Genomic DNA, 18129 nt, shown 5'->3' with positions numbered 1-18129 from the left:
AAATTCGACTAATAACCTATAACCTTCGCTAGAAAACATAATTCGAAACTTTAAGAAAAAAGATCACAAATCAAAAGCCGTTATAGTGTTTCAATTACATTTATTTCTGCAATCGAAACCGTCGCTCCCTTCCCTACGGCTGACTTGGCAACAAAACGAATATATCTTGCTTTATCTTTTTTAAATGTCTTTATCTGTTCGATTGGATTGTTCTTTATATTCGAAAATTCTCCTTCAGACTTCAAAATCCACTTTGCATTATCTACACTCGTGTAGAATTCATAATTAGATATTAAATTGAGATTATTGCCTACTTGCTGCGGAACATAAGTAAATCCGTTTATATTTAAAATACTTCCCATATCGATTGTTATTTCCTGTGGAAGTTTATTAGAATCACCTCCAAAACTCCAGTCTGTATTTGGATTTCCATCGATAATTCGGTTGGCTGAATTTAAGTCACCACTGGAAACCGTTACTATTTTCCAATTTTCTTTAGAAGCACCGTATTTTGAAGTTTTTACTGCGCTGCTAATGTTTTCATCGGCATGAATTGCAACTGCTTTAATCACAACCGCTTTTTTGTATTGAAATTCTCCTTTATATAATGTGCTCTTTTTTGTTGGATTACTTCCGTCAGTCGTATAATAAACAGTATTTCCTTCTTCAGATTTCATTGTGACATTACCGTTTTTATCGCGTTGAACTTCCGGCATACGTACAAAAGTTGGCGCATTATAAGCCTGAATATTCGAAATAACAACACTCGCTTTAGAATCGGTAATATTTATTCTAAGCGCCGATGCCGTGATCCTGTCAATTCTTAAAATTCTTTTATAACCTATAGTTGTTTCACTTGCAACGGTTTTCCAGGTTCCATCTACTTTCGCTTCAACATTAAATGCTCTAATACGTTGTCCTAATGGTATGTATTCCTGAAGCAGAATACGATTTAATGCCGTTGGTTTACTAAATTCAAAAACTATCGAAGCAGATTTTACATTGTCATCCGTCGCCCAATACGTATTTTTATTTCCGTCAGCTACATTTTTTGTTGCAAATTCAACACTATTTCCTCTTACATTATCCGCTGTGATTTTACTGTCGGCTAACAATTCAGTTTTAAAATCTTCTTTGATCGTCGATACCAATTCTTTTAATCTTGCTTCATCATTTTCATGAACCAAACCTCTTTTATCTACCGGAAGATTAAGCAATAAAGTTGCATTACGCCCTATTGATTCGTAGTAAATATCAACCATTTCGTCCAGCGGTCTTACTTTATCATCTTCAACAGCATGATAAAACCATCCTGGTCGTATTGAAACATCTGCTTCTCCCGGAACCCATTTTTCTCCATCTTCATGGCCAGACATAAACTCTGTATAATGTACTTTTCCTGCCAGTTCATCTTTCTGGCGTAAAAGACTCCAATTTGTTTTTCCGGCACGTCCTTCTTCATTTCCAATCCATCTTGCTTCAGATGGACCAACGCCCCAAACCAAAGTTTTTGGTGCGGTTTTATAAATTAATTTATAGGTTTCATCCCAGTTATAATATTCTAGCGTATTTATTTTTCTGGTTTCATTTGCACCGCCATAGTATCCGTCACCTCCGTTTGCGCCATCAAACCACATTTCGAAAACATCGCCGTAATTTGTCAATAATTCTTTTAGCTGATTTCTAAAATAGGTAACATACTCCGGTTTACCGTAATCTGCACGGCTTCTGTCCCAGGGCGAAAGATATAATCCTAATTTTAAACCATATTCTTTACAAGCAGTAGCCAGTTCTTTTACAAGATCACCTTTACCCTTTTTCCACGGAGAGTTTTTAACAGATCGTTCTGTATAAGCAGATGGCCACAAACAAAATCCGTCGTGATGTTTGGCAACTAAAATAATCCCTTTCATACCTGCCGCCTTCACAACCCTCGCCCATTGCCTCACATCGAGATTCGTTGGATTAAAAAGCTGTGGAGATTCATCGCCATAGCCCCATTCTTTGTTTGTAAATGTATTTAAGGAAAAGTGTACGAAAGCATAAAACTCCATTTCCTGCCAGTCTACTTGTTTTTGAGTTGGCAAAGGACCAAATGGCTTGGGAAATTTTGCCAATTCCTGCGAAGAGATTGGGTTCATGAAACATAAAAAACTCAATAATAAAAAAATGTTTTTCATCTGGACTTTAAATAATTTTCGGTTTGAAGGTTAACTACCGTATAAATTTAAAATAAATGAATCTTCTATTTGATACTATTTCGACCAATAACATTTTTAAAAGAGTATTGGTAATGATTATAAATTTATTAGAGACGTATTTTTGATGTTTTACTATTGTACAAAACAAAAAAGCCACTTTAAGGAAAGTAGCTTTTGATATAATTTTTAAGGTTCTAAATTTAAAAAATTCCCATATTTTCAGGTTTAATCGTAAATCCTATACGCACCATACTTTTATGTTCCTGATAATCTATTAAACTTTCTGTATAACCCACAAACCATTGCAGCGTGAGATAATAATTTTCACTTTTATAGGGTCTCCAGTTTACCTGCGTTTGCAGAGATCCGTAATTAATAAGACCGCTTCCTTTCCTGAAAAGAATATCGGCGCTCCATCTTCCGGGTTGTATCTGATAGGTTGCGCTCGCTTCGCCATATCCCACATATTTGGTCAGTTCAGGGTTATCTTCTTTATCAACAAGCGGAATCCATCCTCGTAAACCAACAATCCATCGTGGAGAAATCTGAGACTTTAATGAGAACGCAAGCATGTTCCAGGTTCTGGAATAAATAGAATCTCTTCCGTTTGATTCGTGTTCGAGGGAGATTGTTCCGTATGTTAACCGATTCCCTTTTAAATAAAACGGACGAACAATTGCTACACCAGGATTAAAATTGATTTCTGAAAACGGTTTTGAACTTGCATAAATATCCCAAAAGGCTTTTTGAGTGTACATTAAATAAGGGAAAAATCCACCCCATAAAGGTTTTGAATTCAATCGAAGTTTAAAACTTACCTGATATTTAACATCTGCATTATCGCGCGTAATATCTGTATTTATAGGAACTCCTGTTAAAAAATAATTGTCTTTGTGAACTGAAAAACTGGGTTCTTTTAGCAGTGAATCTGCGGCACGGAAATTTTTTTTAGTCTCTAAAATTTGCGAATTTGATTTGATTGAAAATAAAATTAAAAAAATCAGAAGATATTTGAAATGCATTTATAAAAATTATATTGAGATTATTTTGAGCTTTAAAAATAAATGTACCTCCTTTTGATGAATTATATTGACTCAATAAAAAACAGGATTAACCCAATAAAACAAATATAATTTTTTCGTAAAAAAGGAAATTTCAAATGGTTTGCTTTAAAACATCACTGCTATTATTTCACACAAACAATTGCTGATTTTTTACTTAAAAGCGTATCAGCAGTAAAAAAAACAAATACAGGTACGCATTACGGATAATTAAATAGATTGATATCTATAATTTTGCAAAAAATCCCCAAGAAAGGATTTCCAAAAACCTAATTTAAATAAATACCTATGTCTGATTTTTTAAAACAATTTGGAGAGGATCTCAAAAAAAATGTACCTGGTTTTATTGCGGTTTCTGTAGCCGAAATCAAAAGCGGAATGTCATATTATTCACAATCTGTTCTAAGCGATTTCGATCCGGAATTAGCATCTGCATTTAATCTTGAAGTGGTTAAGGCAAAGATGAATGCTATAAAAGCCTTAAATTTAACAGGTCAGGTAATAGATAATGTAATGATTACGCTTACTTCTCAAATTCATATTATTGATGTTTCTGATAATGGCGAATATTTTATTTATTTAGCTGTAGATTCAACCAAAGCTAATTTGGGTATGACAAAATCTATTCTTAATAAGTATAAAAAAGAAATAGTAGAAAAACTGTAATTGTAATTTTTATAATTCTAAAAGAGAATATTCGATTTGAATGTTCTCTTTTTTTATTTAATCTGGTTTGTAACAGAGATTCTTTTATATTTATTCCCTAAATGAAATTTTAATAAATGGAATTAAGGGAGTACTTCGAAAAATATCAAAATGAAGAAACCTGCATTGAAGAATTAAAAAACAAACGTCTTCAAAATGGTTTAATTTGCAAGAAATGCCAACATAACATACATTCATTCAGAAGAATTGATCTCAAATTTCAATGCAAAAAATGTGGCAACAGACTAGGTCTTCGCTCCGGTACAGTGATGGAAAACTCTAATTTACCTATTAAATACTGGATGATTTGTATCGAATTAATGACACTTTCTAAAAGAAGATTCTCCATATTGCAAATACAATATCTTTTAGGACACAAACGATACGAACCCATCTGGTTAATGGTTCAGAAAATTCGTTTAGTGATGCACAACAGAGATAAAAAATACACTTTAAGGGCTTATTCTGAATTTGATGCTGAGTTCCTTAAAGAAATTGAGAAACTAACTTATTTAAAAAATAAAAAAGATATTCTAAAATAATAATTGAAGAAAAAAGACATCTAAGAATTCTTTTATCAAAGGAAAAAAAATCAAAACAGATTGGTCATTTTATAAAAAACTACGTCTGGAACCTACTAAAAACAGGGCTTTTTTTAATGAGTTTCATACCTTTGTTAGAAATTATTCTACAAAACAAATTAAATCTAAGCCGAAAAACACGATGGAAAAAGAAATTAAATTATTTAGAAATTCAAAAAAAACAAAAAATCTATTGCTTACTTCTCTGGCAGTCTGCATTATTTTATTACTTGTTATTATTTATAGCGCCGGAATATTTGATGGCGAATTAAAAATCAAACCACTTGTATTTTCATCGGGGGCATTTTTGATTATGCTTATTCTTTTATTAAAAAGCGTTCTGAGTTTAAAAGATAAAAGCCCATTAATTGAATTAAATAAGCAAACTTTTTATGGTAAAACTACACCCGTTTCAAAATCTTTTGGCATTGTAAACTGGGAAGATGTAGCCGATATTCAATTACAAAAAACCGGAGGAGATACTTTAGTCGTTGTTAGTATCAACAATCCTGAAAAATATGAAGGAAGACTTTCAAAAATGTTTTGGAATATCGCTTATAACAACAGTACCAATCAATTGACATTAATGTATTCAGCTTCTGAAATTGATATTGATGCTAATGAACTTTTCAACTTATTTAATAAATCCTGGAAAGAAAGTACTTCATTAAATCGATAAAAAATTCAATACTAAAATCCCTTAAAATCAGACTGCTTTTTCTTAAAGTGGTTTGATTTTAGAAATATAATTTAATGAACATAAAAAGATCAGAGCTTAAGAAAATTATTCAAAAAGCAGAAGATAAAAACTTGTCTTTCCGTGTTTTTGATTTAGAAAAAGAACATGTAGAGAACTATCAGCAGCCACATAAAAACGATCACTTTTTTATTATAATTGTAGAAACAGGAAAAGCTGAAATACAGATCGAAGACAAAATTCATTTTCTTAAAGCAGGAAAAATTTCTGTTATCTTTCCGGAACAAATTTGTTTTATAGCTAATTTCAGTGATGATTTAACGGGTAAAATAATTTTATTTGAAGAAGTCTTGTTCTGTTCAGATATATTAAAAAACGAATTAAGTCCTTATAACGTAAATCTTTCTGCAAATCTTAACTGTACTGCACTTGCAAATCCTGAATTCGATGAGGCAGTTACCCTTGTAAAAAGCATTCAGAATATTTATAATAAACCAAGCCTTGTCAAAAAAGAACAAGCCCGTTTTTACATCAAGGTTTTTTTATTGGGACTTATAGAATCAGTGCATGGCCAACATCCTGTATTGCATCAAAAAACAAATCAACATCTTTATATTGGTTTTAAAAAACTATTAAATCAAGAATATAGAAGTGAACGCACCGTACAATATTATGCCTCACAACTTGCCATAAGTCCTAAAAAGCTCAACGAAATAACAAAAAAACATTGTGGTGAAACTGCTATAAATGCAATTCACAACAGGATCCTGACAGAAATCAAACGCCAATTATTGTTTTCTGATCTCTCACACAAAGAAATTGCATTTGATTTAGGATTTAGTTCTCCATCAGCCCTTAATAAATTTGTACGGGCAAAACTCAAAGAAACACCTACCGAGCTCCAGCAGGAACTGGCGCAAATTTATACCGCATAGTCTTGTTTGTATAACATCCTGCCCTGCCCTCACATTTAACTTTGCATCAATAATTAAATACTATTTAAAGATGAGCAAATTATTTGTTGCAGGAGAAGTTTTCCATGGTCCCGGAAGCCTTGAAGAATTAAAAAATATAAAAGGTAAAAAAGCTTTTGTCGTAACCGGCGGAAGTTCTATGAAAAAAAGCGGAACGCTGGACAAAGCACTGGCATTTTTGAACGAAGCTGGAATCGAAACTTTTGTATTTGATGGTGTAGAAGAAGATCCGTCATCCGCAACCAGTTTTAAAGGTGCAGAAGCCATGCGTGAGTTTCAGCCGGACTGGATCGTGGGTATTGGTGGATGTTCTGCAATTGATGCCGCTAAAACAATGTGGATTTTTTATGAGCATCCAAATACAGAATTTGATTCACTTATCAAACCTTTTAGCGTACCGGTACTTAGAAACAAAGCCAGATTTATAGCAATTCCTTCTACTAGCGGTACAGGAACTGAAACGACCGGTTTGGCCGTAATCACAGACCGTGAAAAAGGAGTAAAATATCCAATTGTTTCTTATGAATTGACTCCCGATATTGCCATAATCGATGGAGAAATTTGTGCTTCGATGCCCGCTCACGTTACCTCAAATACGGGATTAGATGCTTTAACACATTGCGTTGAAGCGTATGTTTCTAATATTGATGACAATTTTGCTGATGTACTGGCAAAAGGCGGTTTACAAATTGTTTTTGATAATCTGGAAGAAGCGGTTAAAAACCCATCAAACATTACAGCGCGTCAGAACATGCACGATGCTTCGTTTATGGGAGGTTTGGCTTTTAATAATGCGTGGTTAGGTATTGTTCATTCACTATCTCATCAGGTTGGTGCTTTATATGGTATTCCACACGGATGTGCAAATGCAATCTTCCTTCCTAACGTTATTCGATATAATGCCGTAGCCACTGCTAAATTTCCGTCATTGGCTAAAGTAATCGGACTTGAAACTGCGGAAGAATTGGCGCAGGCAATTGAAGGATTAAGAAAAAAAGTCAACAATATTTCTTCTATAAAAGAATTTGGAATTTCAAAAGAAGACTGGATAAAAAACCTGGATTATATTGCAAATAATGCATTAATTGATCCTTGTACAGGTTTTAATCCAAGAGTAACAAACGTAGAAGATTTAAAAGATATTTATAATGCTTGCTACGAAGGTATTGTTTATACCAATGATGCTGTAGTTGTAAACTAGTTCTCATAATCAGAAAGAAAATAAGCCAGGCGTTTAAAATATGCCTGGCTTATTATTTTACTCCTATTTCTATTTTTCTATCACAGCTTAACAATAACTAATCATAATGCTACTGTTTAAGATTTGGTATCAATTATAAAAACGAAGTTCCAAATCGCTCAAAGTGACAGGTATATCCATTTGGGTGCTTGATAAGATAATCCTGATGATATTCTTCAGCTGGCCAAAATTTAGTAAAAGGCTCCAGAGTTGTAACCACTTTATTGGGCCATTTACCGGATTGATCAACGATTTGGATCACCTCATCAGCAATTTGTTTTTCCTCTTCATTTTGGATAAATATAGCTGATCTGTAACTTGAACCTCTGTCATTTCCTTGTCTGTCTATTGTGGTTGGATCATGCATCCTGAAAAAATAATCCAACAACTCCTTAAAAGAGGTAACTTCAGTATCATACGTAATTTCCATTCCTTCAGCATGTCCGGGATGGTTTTCGTAAGTTGGATTTTCATTGTCTCCACCAATGTAACCAACCTCAGTATTTTTTACACCCGGACGTACACGAAATAGCTCTTCCATGCCCCAAAAACATCCACCGGCGATATAAGCTTTTTTTAAATTTTCCATAATATTTTATTTTCAAAATCAATTAAAGGTACTATTCTTAAAAAATATTATCACTGAAAATATTTATTTTTAGATAATCACCTTAAATCAGATTAAATTGTATACTACTAATATACGTATTTCTTAGAGAATTATTATTTAGCTTCACGAGTCAAATCTATATTGAAATTTGCATTTACAATTAATCCGCTATTGGTTTGAAATACATTTTGTGAATTGATCTGTCTTCCAAATTGTACAATTTGATTGAGGTAACCGGCTTCTATTCTAACTGTTTTATTAAAGTTGTATCCCAGTAAAAGACCTACTCTATTTTGATCAAATACATTATTAGTTACATTTTTTCCAAAGCCAACAAAAATTTCATCATAAAGTGCCACATATGGTGTTTTATCTTTTATTTCAGATCCTTTTAAGGGAATCTGCATTCGTATCATATAACGAATTCTATTAAATAACGGAAACTCATCTTCGCTTGCAACAACCGGCGAGCTATATCGTCCTACAAATCTTTGTTCGAGCATAAAACGATGAGAAAAATTGACAATCCCCTCTTTATGTGATAATTGCACCATTTCAAAAATTCTATGTTCAGTAAAATCTCTGCCTAACGCATTGATTGGGTATTCTCCGTAAGGAAAAGTTTCAATCCAGGCATAACCAACTCTAAATAAAACACGTGGGTTCAAATTATAATTAAGACCAACTCTTAAAAGGCTTTGCTGCCAGTCTGTTATTACATTATCTCTACGCCATTGATACTCAGTATGGAGCCCGAATTTTTCAGACAATTTAAAAGTCCCAAAATAGTTGTACCAACCAATAGTGCTTTTAGTATTCAAACGATTGTTTTGTGCAAATATGCATTGGGCAAAAATGAGCAAAAGGATCGTGAAAAATGATGTTATAATTCTTTTCATTATTTTATAAACTCTAAAGTTCCATCAGTAAGATTATAAAACACCCCAACAATTTTTATTTGTCCTTTATCTTCCATTTCTTTTAAAACAGGGCTTTTTTCTCTGATTTGCTGGATTGTATATTTTACATTATTTTCTGAAACATACTTTACAAATTCATCATTTTTAGATGTTTTTTTGCCTTGAAAATCCTGGCTCATTTTTACGGCTGGTTTAATTTTAGCCAGCATAGCGGTTATATTTCCAAGTTTTACATCATCAATTGCTCCTTTTATTGCACCACAATGCTGGTGCCCCATTACTAAAACGAGTTTAGCTCCAGCTACTTTACAGGCAAATTCCATGCTGCCTAACAGATCTTCATTTACAAAATTCCCTGCAACTCGCGCCACAAATACATCACCCAAACCTTGATCAAAAACATCCTCAACCGGCACACGACTGTCTAAACAGCTCAATATAACAGCTTTTGGAAATTGGCCCGGTGCAGATTTACGAACTTGTTTGCTATGATCTCTCACTGTTGTAACACCACTTTGAAATCGTTTGTTACCATCGATAAATTGTTTTAAAACTTCGTCTGGTGTAAGTTTTGCCTGCTCTTCTTTTGTCATTACATGTGATACAGGCTGTTTTTTTTCTTCTTGTATTTTATTACTTTGATTACAAGAGATAAGAACCGCTAATGGGAAGGCCATTGCCAGAATTTTGATTTTCATTTGCTTTAAATTTTGATTATTTATTAATTAGGAGATTTAATTTAACCGACTTATATTTTTAAAATCAGGGTGTTTTTTCTTCTGTCAAGAAGCAAAAAATTGTGCTCCTAACTTTGTTTGCTATAAATTAAAGCTGACTTATTGACTTTTATCGCAGTACGCCCCATAAGTTTAGGGCATTACTTTATTACGATTGTGTTAGAATTTATTTTTTTTCGAAATAGAGATAGTGGGTACTATTACTGACATCTCTTAAACGTATTTGCGAATTATTAAATTCAAATAACTTCCAATTACTATTTAATTTACTAAGTAAATCTGTACTGAAATTTAGTTGTAATTCTCTCACGCCATTTGTCATATTACTTTGCCATTGACCTGTTTGAGAAATCGCTCCTTTTGTCGCAACCACAGATTGATCGTTATTAAAAACAAACGAATATGCGCTGTAAGACATCGTTTTTTCTGATCCATCGAAAAAATAAGGAATTATCCAGGTGCCTTTTGTTATTGTTTCTGTAAAATCAAGTGATACAATATTGTTTTCAGGACAATAATCAATAGCATATTTAATAGCATTTTCGAACTCTAAATTATTCGAAATTGATTTCGTCTGACCATTATAATCTACAATCGAAATAGGATATTTTAAGGAAATATACTGGCTGTCGTTTAAATTTTTTATAAAATTAAAAAATGACTGATCACTTATAATAGATTGGGAACTTGCAATTTGGCTCGCACTATTGTAGACATTAATTGTTAAAGGATAATTGATGTTCAGGCCATTTATTTTGGATAAAAGATCAGGATAAAGATTCCAATAATCAATTAAAGAATCAAAATCAGACTGATCCGGAATAAATTTCTCGATATAATTATAGTATACCATCGTTACCGGAAAATCTATTTTCACGACATCATCATCATAAGTACTGGCGTTGATATTGTCTACTACTTTTTGATAATCTGCCGTAGTATTCACTGCTATTTTTTCGTTATTAACAGTAACAGTATAAGGGAGTTTTATAGTACAATAACTAGATCCGTCGATTACATTATCCTGTACGGTTTTAACCATTGCAACCCTTTGCAGATAAGTTGTAAGAGGCGAAACATTTGTAACTGTTCCTTTTGCTGTATCATCCTGCTCATCTGTTTCACTCTGACAAGACAACACAAACAGCAAAACTATTAGTGATAAATATTTTTTTAAGGGAAGCATATTTATATTTTTACAAAGGTAATAAAATTTAAGAATCTGTTTTTTAATAAATTCGACATCAAAGGCTTCTGTTCCTCTTTCTATACTAAATTATCAAAATATAATAGTATTTATTCTTCTATAAAACAATCGTCTTTGCTTTTACCCTACTTAAATTAAAAACAAATACTTTTGCATCGTACAAATTGAAAATCTAAATGCCAAATAAAGCCCAATCAAACACTTGTGACGAAATAGTTTTTTCGTCTTTTTTTAAAAGTCAGATAAAAGCACTTCGAAATTTTCTTTTTTACAAATTTGGCAATATCGACCAGGCAGAAGATGTAGCACAAGAGGCATTTGTCAAACTTTGGCAAAACTGTGCTTCTGTACCGCTTGAAAAAGCAAAATCATACCTTTATACCGTTGCAAACAATAGCAGTCTCAACGAAATTGCACATCAGAAGGTCGTTTTGAGATATGAAAAAAACTTTACGGGCTTAGATAAAACAAATGAAAATCCAGAATATATTTTGGAGGAAAAACAATTTCAAGCCAAACTTTTGAAAGCTATCGAAAACCTGAACGAAAAACAGCGTATAGCTTTTTTGATGCATCGTATTGATGGAAAAAAATATAGCGAAATTGCCCAGGATTTAAACATTAGTGTCAAAGCCGTAGAGAAACGCATTCATTTGGCTTTATTAAGCTTACGTAAAGAAATTGACCTATAAAAGTAGGGTAAAATTAGTTCCAATTGTTTTAATAACATAATAGCAGTACAATGAAAAAAAATCGCTTATTAGCCAAATGGCTCAACAATGATTTATCTCCGGATGAATTAGCTGAATTTGAAGCAAGTCCCGATTTTGAAAAATACCAAAAGATAAAGAACTACACTGCTCATTTAGAAGTTGATAATTTCGATGAAAATGCTATGTTGTCTGCTATTCTTAAACAAAAAGAAGCAACTCCTAAAGTAGTTTCATTATATAAAAAATGGATGCTTAGAGGTGCCGCAATCTTTATTTTAGCTCTTGGAATTACTGTTGTACTTAAATTTTTAGTTCCCCAAACACAGAAAGCAGATTTTGGAGAAAAAACTACTTTCTCCTTACCTGATAATTCTGAAGTGGTACTAAATTCTGATTCTGAAATTAACTATAAAAAATGGAACTGGAACAGTAACAGGCATCTTGAATTAAAAGGAGAAGCATATTTTAGAGTATCTAAAGGAAAACGTTTTGAGGTACAGACCAATCTGGGAAAAGTAACCGTTTTAGGAACTCAATTTAACGTTAAAGCCCGAAAAAACAGGTTTGATGTAGTGTGTTACGAAGGTCGTGTAAAGGTAAATTATGCCAATGCTCAAATTGTATTAACTCATGGACAAAGTGTAAGTTTTGAAAATGGAAAACAGGTTGAAATGACAATAAGTTCATTAAAACCAGAATGGATGGATAATCAAATATGTTTTTATAAAGAAAATATCAGAACGCTGTTAGACGAAGTAGAAAGACAATATAATATTAAGATCGAATTAAACTCGAAAGATACAATATCCTTATTTACAGGAAAATTACCCGCTAAAAATCTGGATGTAGCTTTGCAAATTATTAGTACAACATATCATTTAGAGGCTAGAAAAGTCTCAAAAAATAAAATAATTTTTGACGAAAAATAAATGTTACTCCCCAAACAATTTCATTTTTTGTTTTTACTGTTTTTCTCTGTCCTGAATCTTTTTGCTCAGGACAAGGAAAAAGTTATGACCTTAAAAAAAATAATAATTGATATTGAAAAACAGCATCAGGTTAGTTTTAATTATACTGAGGATAATATTATCAATCTGGAGCTAACTCCCCCAAAAAAAGCACTTTCTTTAGAACAAAAACTGGAATATCTTTCCCTAAAAACGAATTTATCTTTTGAAAATATAGGAAACAAATTCATTAATATTTACAAAAAGGAAACTAAAGTTCCCATAATCTGCGGATACGTTTTTTCAGGTACAGATAAAAAACCTATTGAAAATGCAAATATTCATTTCATAAACAACACTCAGGTAACAACGGATTCAAACGGTTATTTTGAATGCGAAAAAGGATCAAAAAATATTTTTTTGATTAGTCATATCGGATTTATAACCAGAAGAATGACGATTGGCGCTATAGATCCTAAAAATTGTATCCAGATAATATTAGAACCTGAAATTACAGTACTTGACGAGATTAAAGCCAATGCTATATTAGCTTCCGGAATTTCAAAAAATACGAATGGATCATTTGAAATTAAACCCAAAAAGTTTGGTATTCTGCCCGGACTTATTGAACCAGACGCTTTGCAGACTATGCAACAAATTCCGGGTGTAAACAGTCTCGATGAAAGTGTCGCGAGTATAAATGTTCGTGGCGGAACCCACGATCAAAATTTATTCTTATGGAATGGGATCCGAATGTTTCAAACCGGACATTTCTTTGGTCTCATATCGGTTTTCAATCCTAATCTGGCACATACTATTTCTATCTATAAAAACGGCAGCTCAGCTTTTTACGGAGAAAGTGTTTCTAGTGTCGTGGCTATTTCCTCTATTCCGGAAACAACCGAAAAAAACACTTTTAGCGCAGGAATAAATATGATTAATGCTGATGTTTATGCAAAATACAATCTTTCGAAAAAGAGTTATATAGAAATTTCAGCACGTAAATCGATTACTGATTTTGCAGAAACCCCTACTTACAGAGAATATTTTGATAAAGTATTTCAAAACACAACAATTACTGATTTTTCACAAAATAAAAATATCGATTATCAAAGTGACAAAAAATTTAGTTTCTACGATGCTACCCTTAAATATGCTCAAAAAATTGGAAATAAAGACCAGATAATACTGGATTTAATTACCATAAAAGACAATTTAGAGGTTTTTCAGAGTGCGACTGTATACAACATCAACAAATCTGAAAACAATGTTTTACGTCAGCAAAATTATGGAGGTAATTTGTCCTGGAAAAGAAACTGGAACAACCTGAATACTACTAAAATCAATGTTTATAATTCTTCATATGAACTTTTGGCCAATCAAAAAACGACTTTAGGGGATCAAATCGTTATTCAGGAAAATACCGTTAGCAATAATGGAATCAACTTAGAAAACAATCATACTATAACACCTAAATTTAGTTTTAATGATGGATATCAGTATAATGAAATTGGTATTACAAATTTAGAAAAGGTACAGAATCCTGATTTCTATCGTAAAGTTAAGGACGTACTGAGAACTCACGCCTTAATTTTGGAAGGAAAATACAACGATACAATTTCCAGAATATATTTTAAAGCCGGAACAAGAATTAATTATATTGAAAAATTTAAAAAATATATTATAGAGCCCAGAATGCAATTTGGTTATGGTATTAGCAAAAGCTTAAATTTAGAACTTCTGGGCGAACTTAAAAGTCAGAATTCACAACAGATCATAGACTTGCAAAAGGATTATTTTGGCATTGAAAAAAGGCGATGGATTATCTCAAACAACACCACAATCCCTATTCAGAAAAGCCGACAGATATCTTTAAATTTATTTTACCAAAAGAACGACTGGTTGTTTGATATTGAAAATTTTTATAAAAAAGTAACCGGAATTACAACTTCCAGCCAGGGTTTCCAGAACCAGTTAGAATTTGTAAGGACAACTGGCGATTATGAAATTCTGGGAACCGAAGTTCTGATCCAAAAAAGAATGAATCACTTTCTAACGTGGTTGAGCTATACTTATAACAATAATAATTACCATTTTGCCAATTATGAATTTCATAGTTTTCCTAATAACTTCGAGCTAACCCATACCGTTTCCTGGGCAGGAATTTATGAAAAAAATAATTTTAAAATTGCCCTGGGTACAAAATGGTCTTCGGGACGACCAAAAACATCTCCTGATCTCTCACAAATTGATCTTTCAGATCCTGTATTAGTGTACAACAAACCCAACAATACCAATTTGCATATTTTTTCACAGGTTAATATTTCCTCTACTTACAAGTGGCAGACTGCAAACGGAATTCAATACAAATTAGGGATATCCATTTTAAATATCCTAAACAGAAAAAATGAAATCAGCGAATATTACAGAATAAGTTCTTTAACAAATTCTATAGAGGAAGTTGATACTTTTTCACTGCAAAGAACTCCAAATATGAGTTTTAGGGTTACATTCTAATTCATTTTCTTCATGGCAAAAAATACTTCTTGCCTCTTTTTTCATTTTTTTTTTACAAAATACAAATTCTTTGGTAGGGTAATCTGTACCAAAGCTGTTTTACTATTGAAATCTATAAAAGACTATTAGTCATCAGTTGTTTTTGCTATTTGTTTAAATCCCGCTATGACGAAACTTTTTATAGTGTTTCACAAAAGATCAAAAAAGCATTAGAAAAACTCATTATTTAAAATTAAAATGATTTTTCTATCGAAAATTAAACGATAAAATATGAAAAGAAAAAAAACAGCAACTGTTCTTGCGGTCGTATTGATAGTGGCTTCGGCAGGGATTTATTTTTATTACGGATTTCTCTATAAGGAGGCACGCAATATAGAATCAGAAATACCGGATTTTAATGTAACAGCAACAAAATTACTCAGCGATTATAGCACAAATCCCGTAAAAGCAGATTCCATATATCTCAATAAAACTATTGAATTAACAGGTATAGTAACAAAAGAAACAGATTCTGTAATCATTATTGAAAATAATGTCTTTTGTCTTTTCACTCAAAAAATAAACAACAAACTTATCCATAATAAAGTATCGGTTAAAGGCAAATGTATTGGTTATGATGAACTATTTCAAGAAGTTAAAATAGACCAATGCACCATTAATAAACAAAACAAATAATCAATTTATGAAGAAATTTTTAGTCCCAATCTGCTTTCTTTTAGCTACCATGGCCTATTCGCAGGATGATCTGCTAAAGGATCTTGATTCTACACAGGTAGAGCAAAGTTATTCTACTGCAACTTTTAAGGCTTTACAGCTGGTAACCTTACAGACAACAAAAATGCCCGCAAAAAAAGAGTTCTATTTTGTGGTCTCACATCGTTTTGGCACTGTTAAAGATGGCTTTGATAGTTTTTTTGGTCTTGATAATGCGACTACAAAACTGGGTGGTATTTACGGAGTTACTGATTGGTTATCAGTAAGTCTTTCCAGACATACTTTAAATAAAATGTATGAAGCCGGAGTAAAATACCGCATGATAAGACAGGACAACAGCTTTCCTCTGGACATTGTTGGGTATAGTGTTGCAGATATTAATACTTTTTTAGAAAAAGATCAATATCCAGGTTTAGAATTCAAGCACCGTATGACATATGTACAGCAACTTTTAATATCCAGAAAAGTTAATGAAAAACTATCTTTAGAATTAGTCCCTTCATTTGTACATAGAAACCTCTACAATCCTGATATAGAAAGAGATAATCAGTTTTCTTTTGGAGGAGGTGGACGTTACAAAATAACGAAAAGACTATCTGTCAATTTAGAGTACATGCACAACTTTGACAAACCTGAATTTTACAAAAATCCTTTATCAGTAGGTCTGGATGTAGAAACAGGCGGACACGTTTTCCAACTAATATTTACCAATTCACAATCCATGAGTGAGAGCGGATATCTTACTAATGCGTCTGGTGACTGGGGAAAAGGAGATTTCTTTTTTGGATTTAACCTATACAGAGTATTTTAATAACTACAATCAAATAATTTATGAAAAAGACAATCCTACTTACAATTTTACTTGCTGCATTAACGAGTTGCAGTGATTCTGACACCTATCAGGATATCGAAACACCACCAGACACAGTCACACCTCCTGGACCAGGAACACCAACGGAGCCAGTAGTCACATCTAGCTATACTAAAAACGCTAAAGCAATCATTGATGCTAATTGTATAGGCTGCCACCAAAGCGGAAGATCTGCAGGTTTCAGACCTCTGACTACGTATGCAGAAGTAAAAGCTGCAGTTGAAAATTCCGGTTTATTAAATAGAATTCAATTGCAAACCGGACAACAGGGTATAATGCCTCAGGCAGGAAGAATGTCTCAGGCAAATATCGACGTCCTTGTAAAATGGAATACTGACGGACTAAAAGAAAATTAATTATCATGAAAAAAACATTTATTAATTTCTTTGCATTACTGCTGATAATTATCGCAAATACAGATGGATTTGCTCAAAAATTAATCACAAAAACTGGCAGTATAAAATTTCAGGCTTCAATGCCTTCGTATGAAGAAGTCGCTGCAGAAAATAAAAGTGTGTCTGCCGTTTTAGAGCAATCAACAGGAGATTTCGCTGCTTTGGTACTTATAAAAGGTTTCCGTTTTAAGGTTGCTTTAATGGAGGAACATTTTAACGAAAATTATATGGAATCTGAAAAGTTTTCTAAAGCAACTTTAAAAGGTAAAATAGAAGATTTTGATATTTCTAAAATTACAAATACAGCCAAAAATTTTACATTAAAAGGAGATCTTACCATTCACGGAAAAACAAAACCTGTAACGGTAACCGTAAAAGTTTCAAAAGCTGCTAACGGAGTTAATGCTATTGGCTCATTTGAAGTAAAACCGGAAGATTTTGATATAGAAATACCAAGTCTGGTTAGAAAAAAAATTGCTGATAAAATAAAAATTAATTACAATTTTTTATTGATTAAATGATCGTTTTCAATACATCAATATTTAGATACTAGAAATTACCCACTACTACTATCTAAATAGCTCTTTTTGATTTGGAAGATCATTAAACATGACTAATGTTATGAGGTCAGTTTTTTATTAAACTGGCCTCTTTTTTTAATATCCTAAATAAATTCAAAATGATCCGCAAAAATTATATTGTTACCGGAGAAGATGTAAATGATTTTATGGTGATGGAAAATACGGCCTATATTTCCTATACACTTCGACTATTATATCATTTTTTGTTCTATAACGGATTTTCAAAAGAAAAACTCAACTCATTAAATCTTGGTTTACAAGAAGGAAATCATGTAGTCGTTAATTACAAAAATCTAATGTTTACAGAGTCTTTTTTTGTTGAGATGAAACATTGTTATATAGATGATAAAATCAGTATTAAAAGCTGTTTTTTCAACTCAAAAAATGAATGCTGTGCTGAAGTTACAAAAGAATTAGAATGGTTTGATCCTATTCGCAAAGTAGTCATAGCGTCACCT

At 32.4% G+C, this 18129-nt stretch carries 17 protein-coding genes and 1 pseudogene; 12 read left to right on the top strand and 6 right to left on the bottom strand.

Annotated features, from left to right (window positions below):
• Positions 1–80: 80 nt before the first annotated feature.
• Both RC62_RS14570 and RC62_RS14565 read right to left on the bottom strand, forming a co-directional pair.
• Positions 81–2180, bottom strand: a complete 2100-nt coding sequence (locus RC62_RS14570) for an alpha-L-fucosidase (RefSeq protein WP_055096399.1) — start codon at positions 2178–2180, stop codon at positions 81–83.
• Between the two features lie 221 nt (positions 2181–2401).
• Entirely contained in the window at positions 2402–3223 is an 822-nt protein-coding gene (locus RC62_RS14565) for a phospholipase A (RefSeq protein WP_055096397.1), read from the bottom strand.
• A 327-nt stretch (positions 3224–3550) separates the two neighbouring features.
• Here RC62_RS14565 and RC62_RS14560 point away from each other — a divergent pair, with 327 nt between their 5' ends.
• From RC62_RS14560 to RC62_RS14540, 5 genes and pseudogenes are all read left to right on the top strand, one after another.
• Complete coding sequence (locus tag RC62_RS14560) at positions 3551–3928, top strand: hypothetical protein (RefSeq protein WP_055096394.1); 378 nt, start codon at positions 3551–3553, stop codon at positions 3926–3928.
• Between the two features lie 116 nt (positions 3929–4044).
• Positions 4045–4497: pseudogene (locus RC62_RS14555) on the top strand (IS1595 family transposase); the annotation flags it as partial.
• A gap of 193 nt (positions 4498–4690) precedes the next feature.
• On the top strand, positions 4691–5227 hold the full coding sequence (locus tag RC62_RS14550; RefSeq protein WP_055096390.1) for an STM3941 family protein: 537 nt from the start codon (positions 4691–4693) through the stop codon (positions 5225–5227).
• A gap of 74 nt (positions 5228–5301) precedes the next feature.
• Positions 5302–6180, top strand: coding sequence for an AraC family transcriptional regulator (locus RC62_RS14545; RefSeq protein ID WP_055096388.1), 879 nt, complete (start codon positions 5302–5304; stop codon positions 6178–6180).
• A gap of 70 nt (positions 6181–6250) precedes the next feature.
• On the top strand, positions 6251–7420 hold the full coding sequence (locus tag RC62_RS14540) for an iron-containing alcohol dehydrogenase (protein ID WP_055096386.1): 1170 nt from the start codon (positions 6251–6253) through the stop codon (positions 7418–7420).
• Between the two features lie 133 nt (positions 7421–7553).
• On the opposite strand, the gene msrA is transcribed toward RC62_RS14540, so the two are convergent.
• The 4 genes from msrA to RC62_RS14520 form a co-directional block, all read right to left on the bottom strand.
• The gene (msrA, locus tag RC62_RS14535; RefSeq protein ID WP_055096384.1) at positions 7554–8048 is read right to left on the bottom strand and encodes a peptide-methionine (S)-S-oxide reductase MsrA; all 495 of its coding nucleotides are present in this window, start codon (positions 8046–8048) and stop codon (positions 7554–7556) included.
• A 134-nt stretch (positions 8049–8182) separates the two neighbouring features.
• On the bottom strand, positions 8183–8968 hold the full coding sequence (locus RC62_RS14530; protein WP_055096383.1) for a DUF2490 domain-containing protein: 786 nt from the start codon (positions 8966–8968) through the stop codon (positions 8183–8185).
• The gene (locus RC62_RS14525) at positions 8968–9687 is read right to left on the bottom strand and encodes a carbonic anhydrase family protein (protein ID WP_082421301.1); all 720 of its coding nucleotides are present in this window, start codon (positions 9685–9687) and stop codon (positions 8968–8970) included. Before RC62_RS14525 ends, RC62_RS14530 begins: the two co-directional genes overlap by 1 nt.
• Before the next feature lie 205 nt (positions 9688–9892).
• Entirely contained in the window at positions 9893–10912 is a 1020-nt protein-coding gene (locus RC62_RS14520; protein WP_055096380.1) for a hypothetical protein, read from the bottom strand.
• Positions 10913–11109: 197 nt separating this feature from the next.
• On the opposite strand from RC62_RS14520, the gene RC62_RS14515 reads away from it, so the two are divergent.
• From RC62_RS14515 to RC62_RS14485, 7 genes are all read left to right on the top strand, one after another.
• A complete protein-coding gene (locus RC62_RS14515; RefSeq protein ID WP_055096377.1) occupies positions 11110–11625 on the top strand; it encodes an RNA polymerase sigma factor in 516 nt (171 codons plus the stop codon).
• Between the two features lie 50 nt (positions 11626–11675).
• Entirely contained in the window at positions 11676–12575 is a 900-nt protein-coding gene (locus RC62_RS14510) for a FecR family protein (RefSeq protein WP_055096375.1), read from the top strand.
• Positions 12576–15110, top strand: coding sequence for a TonB-dependent receptor (locus RC62_RS14505; protein ID WP_055096373.1), 2535 nt, complete (start codon positions 12576–12578; stop codon positions 15108–15110). It abuts the gene before it with no gap.
• A gap of 270 nt (positions 15111–15380) precedes the next feature.
• On the top strand, positions 15381–15785 hold the full coding sequence (locus tag RC62_RS14500) for an OB-fold protein (RefSeq protein ID WP_055096371.1): 405 nt from the start codon (positions 15381–15383) through the stop codon (positions 15783–15785).
• 7 nt (positions 15786–15792) lie between these two features.
• Positions 15793–16635 (top strand): DUF5777 family beta-barrel protein, encoded by an 843-nt coding sequence (locus tag RC62_RS14495; RefSeq protein WP_055096369.1) that lies wholly within the window; start codon positions 15793–15795, stop codon positions 16633–16635.
• 20 nt (positions 16636–16655) lie between these two features.
• Entirely contained in the window at positions 16656–17051 is a 396-nt protein-coding gene (locus RC62_RS14490) for a c-type cytochrome (RefSeq protein WP_055096367.1), read from the top strand.
• Between the two features lie 5 nt (positions 17052–17056).
• On the top strand, positions 17057–17611 hold the full coding sequence (locus RC62_RS14485) for a YceI family protein (protein WP_167343862.1): 555 nt from the start codon (positions 17057–17059) through the stop codon (positions 17609–17611).
• The last annotated feature ends 518 nt before the right edge of the window (positions 17612–18129 follow it).

Source organism: Flavobacterium aquidurense, assembly GCF_001404985.1.
In the GTDB taxonomy this organism is placed as follows: domain Bacteria; phylum Bacteroidota; class Bacteroidia; order Flavobacteriales; family Flavobacteriaceae; genus Flavobacterium; species Flavobacterium aquidurense_B.
The sequence above is the reverse complement of the archived record's forward strand: the minus strand, read 5'-3'. Positions and strand labels throughout refer to the sequence as shown.